We start from the raw sequence: 12,981 nt of genomic DNA on the forward strand, positions 1-12,981 counted from the left end.
ACGGGATTTTTATTTCATAATAAGATTGCCTTACTTACTTTTCTTATTTTTTTTTAAATAGAATTTATATTGTAGGTATTGGTAAGCATCTCTAGGTAATACTTTAATCCACTTTTTGTGTTGAACAAACCATTTAAAACGGATTGAATTAACGCCTTTTGTTAAATAAGCAGCTATAAACGGATGCACATTTAATGTGATTTCTTTATACTTTTTACCGCTGTTTAATATGCGTTCTAATTCGGCTTCTATTTTGTCTAATAACACAATAGGAGCTTCAACTTCCCCATTTTTATTTGGGTTTGGTTCGCGTGTTTTTATCTCTAATTCAGGTCGTACACGTTGTCTTGTAATTTGAACTAAACCAAACTTACTTGGAGGTAAAATTTTATGTTTAGTACGGTCTAAAGACATCGCATCTTTTAAATGTTGATATAACTTCTGTCTGTTTTCAGCAGATTTCATATCAATAAAGTCAACAACAATAATTCCGCCCATATCTCGTAACTGTAACTGACGAGCTATTTCACTGGCTGCAATTAAATTGACTTCTAAAGCAGTTTCTTCTTGGTTTAAGGATTTGTTAGATCGGTTACCACTATTTACATCTATAACATGTAAAGCTTCGGTATGTTCGATAACTAAATAAGCTCCTTTGCTCATTGAAACTGTTTTACCAAACGATGTTTTTATTTGTCGTTCAATACCATATTTTTCAAAAATAGGTACATCAGAACGATGGTGTCTTACAATGTTTTCCTTTTCAGGATATATTTCTTGTAAGTACTCTTTAATTTCAACCTTAAGGGTTTCATCGTTGGTTATTATACTTGTAAAAGAATCGTTCATAACATCTCTTAAGATAGAAGATGCTCTGTTTAACTCACTTAATATTTTTGTTGGAGTATTATTATTAGCTATGCGTTTGCACATGGTTTTCCAACGGTCAAGTGAGTTTTGTAAATCTTTGTCAAGTTCTGCTACCTTTTTACCTTCGGCAACAGTACGTAAAATAAGTCCAAACCCTTTGGGTCTGATACTTTTTGCTAATTTTTTTAAACGCTCCTTTTCTTTCGGATCTGCTATTTTTTGCGATACCGATATACGGTTAGAAAAAGGAACCAAAACTAAAAACCTACCTGCAATAGAAAGCTCCGAACTAATACGCGGACCTTTGGTAGATATAGGTTCTTTTACAATTTGTACTAATAAATTTTGACCTGATTTTAGTACGTCGTTAATACTCCCATCTTTGTTAATATCTTCTTCAAAGCGAAAGTTTTTTAAAGTGAATTCTTTGTAATTACCTGTGCTTACTTTCTTAATGAATTTATTTAAAGATTGTACTTGTGGACCTAAATCGTGGTAGTGTAAAAAACCATCTTTAGGGTATCCAACATTTACAAAAGCGGCATTTAAACCAGTCATTACTTTTCCTATTTTAGCAAGGAAAATATCACCGACTGAAAAATTATTGTCGCTAGTTTCTTTGTTTAACTCAATAAGTTTACCATCTCTTAGTAAGGCGAAATCAATATCAGAAGAATTGGAACGAATTATTAATTCTGTTTTCATTCTGAATATGGTTTTGTGCCAACGTAAAATTTACGAAGACGGATTAAAATTTGTAAACAGGTATATTGTTTATACCATTTTTAAGGTGTTAAAACCTTAATGTCAATGAACGTAACTTATAAAAGCAACGAAAAAGTAAGCTACTGCTTACTTTTTCTTATGACGATTTGCTCTTGCTCTTTTCTTTCTTTTGTGTGTAGAGATCTTAGCTCTCTTTCTTTTTTTACCACTTGGCATAGTTAAAATGTTTTGTAAAACCTTAAAGGTAAAGGTTTTGGGTTAATACTTTTTTAATTACTTTACAGCTACTTTTGTTTTTACCCCTTCAGTAAATACTTTTGAAGGCTTAAAAGCAGGTATGTTGTGTGCAGGAATCTTGATAGTTGTATTTTTAGAAATGTTTCTACCAGTTTTTTCTGCTCTAGTTTTAATAATGAAGCTACCAAAACCTCTTAAATATACATTATCACCATTCTCTAATGCATCTTTTACCTCTTCCATAAATGCTTCAACAGTCGCTAAAACATCCGCTTTTTCAATTCCGCTCTTATCTGAAATCTTAGATACGATATCTGCTTTTGTCATTATAAATATATTTTGTTTGTTTTCTTTTAAAAAATTGAGGGTGCAAATATATGATAATTAATCTATTCCGAAAAAAATAAGAATAAAAATATCTAAATTAAATATACTAATTTTGCGTTCACAATTTACATAAATGATTTTAGCTAAGCAACTAGTATACTGGTATTTACAAAATAAAAGAGATCTTCCTTGGAGAAAAACAAAGGATCCGTATCGTGTTTGGTTGAGTGAAATTATGTTGCAACAAACACGTGTAGCACAGGGTTTACCCTACTTTTTAAAGTTTACAGAAGCATTTCCAACAGTGTTTGATTTAGCCAAAGCAGATGAAAGTGAAGTGTTGAAGTTATGGCAGGGACTTGGTTATTATTCAAGAGCAAGAAACTTACATTTTACAGCTAAGTTTGTAGCAAACGAATTAAAAGGAGTATTTCCTAAAACATATAAAGAGTTGCTCAAATTAAAAGGGATAGGAGATTATACTGCATCAGCGATTGCTTCAATTTGTTATACTGAGCCAGTGGCTGTGGTTGATGGTAATGTTTATAGAGTTCTCTCGCGCTTTTTTGGTATAGATACACCAATTAATTCTACTAAAGGAATTAAAGAGTTCAAAGAATTAGCCCAAACTTTAATTGATACATCTCAACCAGGAGTATATAATCAAGCTATAATGGATTTTGGAGCATTACATTGCAAACCTCAAAACCCAATATGTAGTGAGTGCCCACTTGCGAATAGTTGTGTAGCTTTGGCAAAGAATAGGGTGAAAGAACTTCCTGTAAAAGAGAAAAAGATAAAGGTAAAAAAGCGATACTTTAATTACTTAGTTCCAATTACTAGAGAAAACAAAACTGTTTTAGAAGAAAGAAAAGGGAAAGGTATTTGGCAAGGTCTTTATCAGTTTCCTTTGATAGAAACACAAAAGATTACAAGTGAAGAAGAGTTGATAGAAAGTGAACAGTTTGTGAAACTTTTTCCAAATGAAACCACAATCTCTCTTTTTAATAAAGAAGATATTGTTCATAAATTATCACACCAACATTTAGTTACTAAGTTTTGGGTAGTAAAAACTACAGATGTAAACACAAGAACTATGGACTGGACAACTGTTAAAGAGCGTCCGGTACCAGTGTTAATTGATAAGTTTTTAGAGGAATATTTAAGCAAAGAATCTTAAAATTTGTATATTTGATTTTACACAAAACTATAATGCTATGGCAGGAACAATAAACAAGGTTATTTTAATAGGACACTTAGGAGATGAGGTTAAAATGCATTATTTTGAGGGAGGAAACTCAATAGGTCGTTTCCCTTTAGCAACTAATGAAACCTACACCAATCGCCAAACAGGAGAAAAAATAACAAATGTTGAATGGCATAATATAGTAGTGCGTAATAAGTTGGCTGAAATTTGTGAAAAATATTTAACCAAAGGAGATAGAGTGTATTGCGAAGGGCGTATAAAAACACGTCAGTATGAAGTTGATGGACAAAAAAGGTATACAACCGAAATTCATGTACAAGACATGACGTTTTTATCAACTAAAAAAGACCCAAACAATGCACAGTCAAATGTGGCGCCAACTCAAGGTAGCCCTAACCCTACACCACCGAGTGTAACTAATGAAGAAGATGATGATTTACCATTTTAGTTTAATTAAATTTTAAAAATTGGACCCAGAACCCGAACCTTTACTTTTAGTATTATCAAGTTTTGATTGGTTGACTGCTATCAACTGTTTGTTGTTACTTTTATTATTGATTTGTTCTGCATTAGTTTCAGGAACTGAAGTTGCTTTCTTTTCAATTTCACAAACAGAATTAGATGAGTTATCAGCAAACTCAAAAGAAGAAAACACCGTAGTAAAACTACTTCAAGACCCTAAAAAGTTATTAGGAACCATTTTAATAACAAATAACTTTATTAATATTCTTATTGTATTGCTCTTTGCAAGCATTGGTAAGGTGTTATTCTCAGGGTTAGATTATGAATTGGACTTTTATTTTTTCAATGTATCTGTACTTTTTTTAATAGAAATAGTACTCATTACTTTTTTAATTTTATTGTTTGGTGAAGTGTTGCCTAAAGTATACGCTAGCAGAAAATCATTACAGTTTGCTGAGTTTATGGCAAAACCTATTCAAGCATTAAATACTTTACTTACGCCATTAAGTTTGCCGCTTATCAAATTAACAAGTGTTGTTGAAAATAAGCTTGGTAATAAGAATAATAACCTTTCTGTAGAGCGTTTGTCACAAGCGTTGGAGTTAACATCAGATGACGCAACGACTAAAGAAGAGCAAAAAATTTTAGAAGGAATTGTAAGTTTTGGTAATACTGAAACTGTACAAATTATGAAACCTCGAACAGATGTGTGTGCATTATCAGATGATACTAGTTACGAAGAGGTGTTGCAAACTATTTTAAAGAATGGGTATTCCAGAAATCCGGTATATCATGAAAGTATTGATAATATTACCGGAGTTCTATATGCTAAAGATTTATTAGAGCACTTAAATAAGAAAACATTAAAGTGGCAAAAATTGTTACGAGAGCCATTTTTTGTTCCAGAAAACAAAAAATTAGATGATTTGCTGATAGAGTTTCAAGAAAAGAAAAAACACTTAGCAATTGTAGTTGATGAGTATGGAGGTACTAGTGGAATTGTAACATTAGAGGATGTAATAGAAGAAATTGTAGGTGATATAAATGATGAATTTGACGATGAAGACCTAACTTATTCGAAACTTGATGAAAATAATTATATTTTTGATGGAAAAATAACCATAAAAGATTTTTGCCGAGTCTTGGAAGATGAAGATGAGGAAAAGTTTGAAGAGGCTAAAGGAGAAAGTGAAACTATAGCAGGTTTTATTTTAGAGGTCTCAGGAAAATTCCCTAAAAAAGGTGAAAAAATAAACTTCAGTAATTATACGTTTACTATTGAAGCGTTGGCTAAAAAACGTATAAAACAAGTAAAAGTTACCCGAAATGCGTAAACTCTTTTTGCTGACATCAGCAATATTTTTAATAAGTTGTGGTGAGGAAACCTTGCCTAAGCCTAAAGGATATTTAAGTTTAGAATATCCTGATAAAAATTATAAAAAAGAAAATTTAAACAAACCATATACGTTTGAAATAGCTCAAATGGCACAAGCTAAAGATTTGCCGAAAAACTGGATAAAAGTTGAGTACCCAAGTTTAAAAGCCTCGGTAGATATTACGTATCGTCCTATTGAAGGAAATTTAAGAGAGTTACTAATTGAATCTGAAAAGCTAGTATTTGAACATGCTATTAAAGCAGATCAAATTACTGCTCCAGTAGAATATGCGAATCCAAATACAAAAGTTTACGGGAGCTTATATCAAATTTTAGGTAATGCTGCTTCACAAGTGCAGTTTCATGCAACAGATAGCTCTAAACACTTTTTAAAAGGGTCATTGTTTTTTTATACTAAGCCAAATTACGATTCTATTTTACCAGCAGTTGAATACATCAAAAAAGATATGATTCATATGATGGAAACGTTGGAGTGGAAAAATTAATGAGGTAAAATTTTTATGTTAGGTAGTAGTAGGTACATGCTTTTGGTAAGTATTGGAGGTTTCCTTTGGTGGGTTTTTGTAAAACTATGTAAAACTGAATTATCAAATGAAATGTCAGAAAAAAAGAAGGAAAGAAATATACTCTTTTTTTGTTTTTTTATAGTTGTTGTGTCAGCATTAAATATATTTTTCACGGAATAAATATTATTTAACTTCTCCTACTTTGCAACCACAAATAAAACTGTAATCCGAATAAAACAGCACCCGATAATAAGTGTACAGCTTGTGTTCCTAAAGGAAACTCAGCATAGTACATTAAAATACCTGTTATGGTTTCTAAAAAGATTAAGAGTACAATCCAGTTTACCAGTTTGTAGCCTAAATTCTTTATTTGATTTAAATAAAATAACCCAAGGTTTACCAATACAATAGCTATAGTAAATGAACGATGGATGTAGAATTTTATATTTGGATCCATCAAGCTATAATGTTTGTTTTCAAATCCATGTAGTTTTACTTGCTCGTCAATAAATTGGCGTACCTGAGTTCCTAAAGCAATTTGAATTAGTGAAAATACAGCTGAAAGAATTACTAACTTACTAAATAATGAATTGTATTTGTATGATGTTTTCTTTCGATCGGAAACGATGTAAAGCAACCATAATAACAAAGCAACAATAACTAAACCACCAACCATGTGAATGGTGATAATTGTTGGTTTTAGGTTTGAATCTACTACGGTTTTACCAAGCCACGCCTCAAATAACATCAAAAAGAAAGCTCCGAATGATAAAAGAGTTATTTGTTTGTTTTCTTTCCAAAACTTAACAGAAACAAAAATTAAAAACAAAAAAGGAATTCCTGCCAAAGCAGAACTTAATCGGTTAATATACTCTGTCCAAGTATGAAACTTATTAAATTTAGCATAGTCATGTTTGGTGTATTTTTTCCAGTTATTAGCGTTAAAATCTTGTGTGGTTTTTATATCATGTTCAGCAACAAATAAAGCTTCATTTTTTACGATAATCATCCCTTTTTTATACTCAGAATTAGGTTGCCAAGTAATTTGCTCTTCAGAAGTTGGTGGAATATAATATCCAAAACATTTTGGCCAGTCAGGACAACCCATTCCTGAACCTGTCATACGAACAACAGAACCAGCTAAAAAAATAACATATACAGCAATCAACGAGATTTTTACAATGAGAGGAAAATGTTTCTTCATCTGATGAAAAGTTTTAGCAAAGATACTTAAAAGCCATAAAAAAAGCTCCTAATTTAGGAGCTTTCGATATTGTTTGAATTAGCAATTATGCTTTTTTTGTTTCAGCACAACATGCCATAGTGCAATCTTCTTTACAGGCAGCTTTTTCAGTTTCTGCTTTAGTGCAACATTCTTTTTCGCAAGTAGCCTTTTCTGCTTCTGTTTTGTCTGCGCAACACTTCATGTTGCATGCTTTTTTATCAGCATCTTTTTTTGCTGTTTCAGAAGCTTTATACATATCACCGCTACCTATTCCTTCAACAAAAGCAATTAAATCTGCTTTATTAGTTTTATTTGCATCATATTTAATAGTTGCAATACTATCATTAAAAACAACGTTTGCTTCTAAAACACCTTCTTTTTTACTTAAATCAGATGCTATTTTTCTAGCACAACCTATTTCGCAAGTCATTCCTGAAATACTTAAAGAAAGCTCTTTAGCATCAGCAACTATCTCTGTTTTTTGCTCTTGAGTTGCCTCCTCTTTTTTAACTTCATTTTTACATCCGACAGCTAAAAAGCTAACAAAAGCCAATGCAAATAGTATTTTCTGAATTTTCATCATTTTTATTTATTGAGTTATTCAGCAAATTTATCAATAAAATCAAAATTAAAAATAGAAATAAACGACTTTTGTGCTTAAATTAATTGAGAATGAATAGTCAACAACAAAAATGGTTGTTTTTAATAGTGCTTTCACTAGTTTGGGGAAGCTCTTTTATTTTAATGAAAAAGGCATTAATAGGGTTAAGTCCAGTCCAAGTAGGAGCTTTACGTATGCTAATTACAGCAGCTTTTTTGTTATTGGTTGGGTTTAAGAGTTTAAAGAGGATAGAAAAGAGACATTGGAAGTATGTTGCTTACACAGCAGTTTTAGGTACTTTTTTTCCTGCGTTTTTATTTGCCTTTGCTGTAAGTAAAATAGACAGTTCTATACCAGCTATTTTAAACTCGTTAACGCCTTTTAATACGTTTATTTTTGGGGCGTTGGTATTTGGGTTCACTTTTAAAAGAAAACAGTTTTACGGAGTTTTAATTGGGTTGACAGGAACTTTAATTCTTATTTTGAAAGGAGCCGAGTTAAATCCGAATCAAAATTATTGGTATGCTGTTTTAATACTAATAGCTTCAATAGGGTACGCTTTTAATGTAAATATGATTAAAAAATATTTAGATGATTTAGATGCATTGGCAATTACAACCGGAAACTTTTTGTTATTGATAATACCAGCGTTTGTAGTTTTGATGGTTTCTGGGTTCTTTTCAACTTTTGAAGTAACAGCAGAAACTACTTCAGCATTAGGCTATATTACAATTTTAGCCGTAGTGGGAACAGGAATAGCAAAAGTGTTGTTTAATAAAATGGTGCATTTATCATCTCCTGTTTTTGCAGCTTCTGTAACGTATTTAATCCCTGCTGTTGCTGTAATGTGGGGAATTATAGATGGAGAAAAATTAAGCTTAATTCAGTTGTTAGCTGGAGGAATTATTCTGTTTGGAGTTTGGTTAGTAAATAAAGCAAGATAATTTTAAAAATTACTTAAAATAAAAAGAGCCAAAATATTGCATTTTGGCTCTTTTAGTTTTTATAAACGTAAGTTTAATATCTATTTAAAATCAGCATCAGAAACACCTTCGTTAATTTTGATTTCTTTTGTAATGAACTCAAAAGTCATTGGTCCATTCTTTTGAATCATTTTATGAGGGAATTTAATTCCATTTACCTCTTTGTAATCTGAAAAAACAACAGGTACTTTCATTTCTCCTTGTGGTCCTTTAGCGGTTTTTACCTCTTTAACCTTTAGCCCTGAGTTTACATCGTAAAAGATTTCTTTTTTACCATGTTTAATCACATAGGCATTGTTTCCATCTATAGGCTCAATTCTATCTAAAGTTCCAGCTTTATAAGCTTTGTCAGCAAAAGGAGCAGCAGTATTTTTAACCTCTTCTAATTCATCACCTGTCATTTCTTTTTTCTGACCATTTACTTCTTGATATCCATTAGTTCCATCAAAAATTACCTTTTGCATCACATTGCCCATCATAGAAACGATTACTGCAGATTTATTTGGAGCAGCATTTTTTTGAACTAAACTTAACTGCATTCCTTGAACTTCAGCATTTGATGTAGTCATTATAGAGTTTACACTTGCTACTTTCTCTTTTCCTCCAATGGCTTCGAAATAACTATCTACTACGCTAGAAGCTGTAACACCGTTAGGGATAGGTAAACTCATTGCTGGTTTTTCAGCTGGATTTCCGTTTTTGTCAAAATAGTTGATTTTGTAGTCAGCTGTTTTTTCTAAATTCTTTAAAACATCAATTCCTTTACCTGTAATGATAATACGAGCTTTATCTCCTTTGAAGTACTTAATTGCAGCATTTTGAACATCGTTTAATGTTACAGCATTTATATTTTTTAAGTAGTTCTTGTAGTAATCAGCAGGTAAGTCGTTCGTTAAAATATTTAAAGCATATGAAGCTACTGTTTGAGGCTTCTCAACGTTACGAACAAAGTTTCCAATGTATTTAGCTTTTGCTATATCTAACTCTTCTTGAGTTGCTTTTTGGTAACGAATTTTGTTGATTTCTTTCATCGCTTCAACCATAGCACTATCAGTAACCATGTTTCTTACAGATGCAGTTGTTTTAAAACGAGAAGCATATCTACTTGATCCGATTCCTGAATAAGCTCCATAAGTGTACCCTTTATCTTCACGAAGGTTTTTGTATAACCTACCAGTACCGCCTCCACCAAGAATTTGGTTAGCTAATAAAGCAGCATAGTAATCCTTATCGTTCATCTTTAAATCTACTGCGTTAATGATAGATAATTCAGACTGAACAGCATTTGGCATATCAATAAAATTGATTTCTGTAGTTGAAGGATTTTCAACTTTTGGTAATTTTTGAGCAACTAAATCGCCTTTTTTCCAAGTTCCAAATAAGTCTTTAACTTGTGATTTAATTTCGTTAAAGTTTACATCACCAATTATAATTAAATAGGCATTGTTTGGTTTATACGTTTTGTTGTATAAATCTTTAACATCTTGTAACGTAACGTTTTTTAAGGTTTCTTCAGAGGTAAACTCACCAAAAGGATGGTTTTTACCATACGTCAAAGCGTTTTCAACTCTACTAGCGATAGCTTTAACACTCTTAGCACTGTTTTTAATTCCGTCAAGAGATTGTTTCATTTGTTTATCAAACTCTTCTTGAGTAAATACAGGGTTAAAAGCAGCATCAGCCATTAATCCTAATACTTTTGGAAAGTATTTAGATAATGAACTTGCTCTTGCTCCTTCATTCCAAAAAGAGATATTAGCTCCTAAAAAGTCAACTTCTTCATCAAACTTTGCTTTTGGAGTATTTGTTGATCCTGTTCCAAGCATCCCACTTAATAATCCTTCAACCCCTTTTTTATTTCCAAAAGACATTGGTGGATTATCAATAGTTAATGTAGCAGATACTCTTGGTAATTTATGATTTTCAACCACTAAAACTTGCAATCCGTTAGGTAAAGCAAACTTTTTAGGACTTCCTAAGTTAATTTTAGGAGCTGGACCTGGTTTTGGCTGTTGGGTTCTATCAATCTGCGCTGAAACAGTTAATGATAGAAATAATATTGTGACAATTGAAAATATTTTCGTTTTCATTAAAATTCAGTTTAGATGATTATTTCTTTTTTGGTAAATATTCGATAACAACACGACGATTTTTAGCTAAGTATTTTTTAGCAACGTCTCTAATTTCTTCTTTTGTAATAGAGTTGATAACCTCTAACTCTTTGTTAATTTGGTTAGTGTTTCCAACTAACATATAATTTCTTGCTAATGAATTAGCAATACCTTGTACACTAGAGTTTGAAGCAACAAACTGGTTCTCAAATTTGTTACGAACTTTTTGTAAATCTCTGTCAGAAATTAATTCAGTTTGTAATTTCTCAATTTCTTCATCCATTTCTTTAATTAAATCATCTAAAGATGTTTTTCCTAAAGGAATAGCTCCAATATTGTAAACACTGTAGTCTTCTAGGTTACGAGCAAAAGAAAATACTTGTAGTGCTTTTTTCTTATCGTCAACTAATTTTTTATATAATCTAGAGCTTTTTCCGTTGCTTAAAATAGTTGAGATAACATCTAACACCTTTGAGTCTCTTTCTTTCATTGAAGGAGTTTTGTGTGCTAATAAAATAGCAGGTAACTGGATATTAGAATCGTATTCTTTTACACGTTTTTCTTGAGTCCTTTCTGGCTCTACTACTTTGTCTCTTTTTGGAAGTGTTCTTGCAGGAATTGGTTCAAAATAATCTTTAATTAACTTTTTAGTAGAAGCTTTTTCAAAATCACCAGCTACTACTAACACAGCATTGTTTGGCATATACCATTTGTTATAAAAATCCTGAAACTCGCTTAGTTTAGCGGCGTCTAAATCTTTAATATAACCAATCATAGGCCTACCATAGTTGTGCTTGTCAAAAATATGACTGTATACATCTCCGTATATAATTTTTCCATAAGGAGCATTATCCATACGTTGACGCTTCTCTTCTTTAACTACTTCATTTTGAGTGTCAACAGCTTTTTGGTCGATAATTGGGTGTAATAATCGTTCTGATTCCATCCATAAACCTAGCTGTAAGTTGTTCGAAGGAAATGTTTCGTAGTAATAGGTTCTATCCCAGTTAGTGTTAGCATTACCTGTTCCTCCATTGGCAGCTTCAATTTTATTCCATTCACCACGGCCAATGTTTTTAGTTCCGGTAAATAACAAGTGCTCATAAAAATGCGCCATTCCTGTTTTACCATCCTCTTCATCCTTTGATCCTACATGGTACATTACTCCAACAGTAACAACAGGAGCAGAATTGTCTTGATGCAAAATAACGTGCATTCCGTTGCTTAAATCGTACTCTTCAAACTCAACTTTTTGTGCATTAGCCGATAAGCCTAACAACAAAGCTGAAGCTAGAGTGATAACTCTTTTTCTCATTGATTGAAATTTAATTTTTAATGATTTTCGTGTATTTGACGTGAAATTAGAGCATTTGTTACAGTTGAAATAATAAAAACGAGCCTTTTTTATGCTAAAAGAGTAATTTTCTGAGTAATACATTTTTTTTTGAAGTAAAAAATGTATATTTGCACCCGCATTTTTATTTAAGAAAGTGTGAATAAAGTATAAACGCAAAACAAATAGTATGTACGCAATCGTAGAGATAGCAGGGCAGCAATTTAAAGTAGCAAAAGACCAAAAAGTATACGTACACCGTTTACAAGAGGCTGAAGGATCAAAAGTAACTTTTGATAATGTAATGCTTATTGAAGATAAAGGAAACGTAACTATTGGCGCCCCAGCTATAGAAGGTGCAGGAGTAACTGCAAAAATTTTAGGTCACTTAAAAGGTGATAAAGTAATCGTTTTCAAGAAGAAAAGAAGAAAAGGTTACAAAAAGAAAAATGGACACAGACAGTATTTAACTGAAATCCAAATCGAAGGAATTTCTGCATCAGGAGTTAAAAAGGCAGCTGCTAAAAAAGAAGCTCCTAAAGCTGAAGCAAAAGAAGAATCGAAGGATTTAAGTTCAATGACTGTAGCAGAATTAAAAGCTTTAGCTAAAGAAAAAGGTATTTCAGGATATACTTCTTTAAAGAAAGCAGAATTAATTGAAGCATTAAGTAAATAATTAACTTTAAAAACTTACAAAGATGGCTCATAAGAAAGGTGTCGGTAGTTCGAAGAACGGTCGTGAATCAGAATCGAAACGATTAGGAGTAAAGATTTTTGGAGGACAAGCTGCTATTGCAGGTAACATTATTGTTCGTCAAAGAGGAACTCAACACAACCCAGGTGAAAATGTTTACATGGGTAAAGATCATACTTTACATGCTAAGGTTGATGGTGTTGTGAAATTCCAAAAGAAAAGAGATAATAAATCATATGTTTCTGTAACTCCATTCGAGGCTTAAGAAACTAATTGATTAGGATAAAATAAAAGCTCAACTAA

General features: G+C 31.8%; 13 protein-coding genes. 7 read left to right on the plus strand and 6 right to left on the minus strand.

Annotated features, from left to right (window positions below; translation table 11 throughout):
• Positions 1-30: 30 nt before the first annotated feature.
• Positions 31-1,575: an Rne/Rng family ribonuclease gene (locus tag ACKTTR_RS00400; RefSeq protein ID WP_408026001.1), complete on the minus strand. Its 1,545-nt coding sequence runs from the start codon at positions 1,573-1,575 to the stop codon at positions 31-33.
• 294 nt (positions 1,576-1,869) lie between these two features.
• Positions 1,870-2,160: an HU family DNA-binding protein gene (locus tag ACKTTR_RS00405; RefSeq protein ID WP_047787990.1), complete on the minus strand. Its 291-nt coding sequence runs from the start codon at positions 2,158-2,160 to the stop codon at positions 1,870-1,872.
• A gap of 133 nt (positions 2,161-2,293) precedes the next feature.
• Here ACKTTR_RS00405 and mutY point away from each other — a divergent pair, with 133 nt between their 5' ends.
• Genes mutY through gldD form a run of 4 tightly spaced genes read left to right on the plus strand, consistent with a single transcriptional unit; the run spans position 2,294 to position 5,710 of the window.
• Positions 2,294-3,340 (plus strand): A/G-specific adenine glycosylase, encoded by a 1,047-nt coding sequence (gene mutY, locus ACKTTR_RS00410; RefSeq protein ID WP_408026002.1) that lies wholly within the window; start codon positions 2,294-2,296, stop codon positions 3,338-3,340.
• A 37-nt stretch (positions 3,341-3,377) separates the two neighbouring features.
• Positions 3,378-3,815, plus strand: coding sequence for a single-stranded DNA-binding protein (locus ACKTTR_RS00415; RefSeq protein WP_408026003.1), 438 nt, complete (start codon positions 3,378-3,380; stop codon positions 3,813-3,815).
• Between the two features lie 19 nt (positions 3,816-3,834).
• On the plus strand, positions 3,835-5,163 hold the full coding sequence (gene gldE, locus ACKTTR_RS00420; RefSeq protein ID WP_408026004.1) for a gliding motility-associated protein GldE: 1,329 nt from the start codon (positions 3,835-3,837) through the stop codon (positions 5,161-5,163).
• Entirely contained in the window at positions 5,156-5,710 is a 555-nt protein-coding gene (gene gldD, locus ACKTTR_RS00425) for a gliding motility lipoprotein GldD (RefSeq protein ID WP_408026005.1), read from the plus strand. The genes gldE and gldD overlap by 8 nt, the downstream gene beginning before the upstream one ends.
• A gap of 208 nt (positions 5,711-5,918) precedes the next feature.
• On the opposite strand, the gene ACKTTR_RS00430 is transcribed toward gldD, so the two are convergent.
• The gene (locus tag ACKTTR_RS00430; RefSeq protein WP_408026006.1) at positions 5,919-6,935 is read right to left on the minus strand and encodes a COX15/CtaA family protein; all 1,017 of its coding nucleotides are present in this window, start codon (positions 6,933-6,935) and stop codon (positions 5,919-5,921) included.
• Between the two features lie 85 nt (positions 6,936-7,020).
• Positions 7,021-7,539: a cation transporter gene (locus tag ACKTTR_RS00435; protein ID WP_408026007.1), complete on the minus strand. Its 519-nt coding sequence runs from the start codon at positions 7,537-7,539 to the stop codon at positions 7,021-7,023.
• A gap of 89 nt (positions 7,540-7,628) precedes the next feature.
• Between ACKTTR_RS00435 and ACKTTR_RS00440 the strand changes: the two genes are divergently transcribed.
• The gene (locus tag ACKTTR_RS00440; RefSeq protein WP_408026008.1) at positions 7,629-8,501 is read left to right on the plus strand and encodes a DMT family transporter; all 873 of its coding nucleotides are present in this window, start codon (positions 7,629-7,631) and stop codon (positions 8,499-8,501) included.
• Between the two features lie 80 nt (positions 8,502-8,581).
• Here the strand turns inward: ACKTTR_RS00440 and ACKTTR_RS00445 are convergent, their stop codons facing one another.
• Complete coding sequence (locus ACKTTR_RS00445) at positions 8,582-10,630, minus strand: M16 family metallopeptidase (RefSeq protein WP_408026009.1); 2,049 nt, start codon at positions 10,628-10,630, stop codon at positions 8,582-8,584.
• Between the two features lie 19 nt (positions 10,631-10,649).
• On the minus strand, positions 10,650-11,966 hold the full coding sequence (locus ACKTTR_RS00450; RefSeq protein WP_408026010.1) for a M16 family metallopeptidase: 1,317 nt from the start codon (positions 11,964-11,966) through the stop codon (positions 10,650-10,652).
• Positions 11,967-12,174: 208 nt separating this feature from the next.
• Between ACKTTR_RS00450 and rplU the strand changes: the two genes are divergently transcribed.
• Positions 12,175-12,660, plus strand: a complete 486-nt coding sequence (rplU, locus tag ACKTTR_RS00455) for a 50S ribosomal protein L21 (RefSeq protein ID WP_408026011.1) — start codon at positions 12,175-12,177, stop codon at positions 12,658-12,660.
• Between the two features lie 22 nt (positions 12,661-12,682).
• Positions 12,683-12,943 (plus strand): 50S ribosomal protein L27, encoded by a 261-nt coding sequence (gene rpmA / locus ACKTTR_RS00460; protein ID WP_028891690.1) that lies wholly within the window; start codon positions 12,683-12,685, stop codon positions 12,941-12,943.
• Positions 12,944-12,981: the final 38 nt, after the last annotated feature.

The sequence above is a fragment of the Tenacibaculum litoreum genome, assembly GCF_964513915.1.
In the GTDB taxonomy this organism is placed as follows: domain Bacteria; phylum Bacteroidota; class Bacteroidia; order Flavobacteriales; family Flavobacteriaceae; genus Polaribacter; species Polaribacter litoreum.

Excerpts from the sequence above, each read along its gene's own strand:
- ACKTTR_RS00450 (WP_408026010.1), bottom strand. The coding sequence starts at position 11,966 with ATGAGAAAAAGAGTTATCACTCTAGCTTCAGCTTTGTTGTTAGGCTTA.
- ACKTTR_RS00415 (WP_408026003.1), top strand. The coding sequence starts at position 3,378 with ATGGCAGGAACAATAAACAAGGTTATTTTAATAGGACACTTAGGAGAT.
- ACKTTR_RS00405 (WP_047787990.1), bottom strand. The coding sequence starts at position 2,160 with ATGACAAAAGCAGATATCGTATCTAAGATTTCAGATAAGAGCGGAATT.
- ACKTTR_RS00435 (WP_408026007.1), bottom strand. The coding sequence starts at position 7,539 with ATGATGAAAATTCAGAAAATACTATTTGCATTGGCTTTTGTTAGCTTT.
- rpmA (WP_028891690.1), top strand. The coding sequence starts at position 12,683 with ATGGCTCATAAGAAAGGTGTCGGTAGTTCGAAGAACGGTCGTGAATCA.
- ACKTTR_RS00445 (WP_408026009.1), bottom strand. The coding sequence starts at position 10,630 with ATGAAAACGAAAATATTTTCAATTGTCACAATATTATTTCTATCATTA.
- ACKTTR_RS00440 (WP_408026008.1), top strand. The coding sequence starts at position 7,629 with ATGAATAGTCAACAACAAAAATGGTTGTTTTTAATAGTGCTTTCACTA.
- ACKTTR_RS00400 (WP_408026001.1), bottom strand. The coding sequence starts at position 1,575 with ATGAAAACAGAATTAATAATTCGTTCCAATTCTTCTGATATTGATTTC.
- gldD (WP_408026005.1), top strand. The coding sequence starts at position 5,156 with ATGCGTAAACTCTTTTTGCTGACATCAGCAATATTTTTAATAAGTTGT.
- ACKTTR_RS00430 (WP_408026006.1), bottom strand. The coding sequence starts at position 6,935 with ATGAAGAAACATTTTCCTCTCATTGTAAAAATCTCGTTGATTGCTGTA.
- mutY (WP_408026002.1), top strand. The coding sequence starts at position 2,294 with ATGATTTTAGCTAAGCAACTAGTATACTGGTATTTACAAAATAAAAGA.
- rplU (WP_408026011.1), top strand. The coding sequence starts at position 12,175 with ATGTACGCAATCGTAGAGATAGCAGGGCAGCAATTTAAAGTAGCAAAA.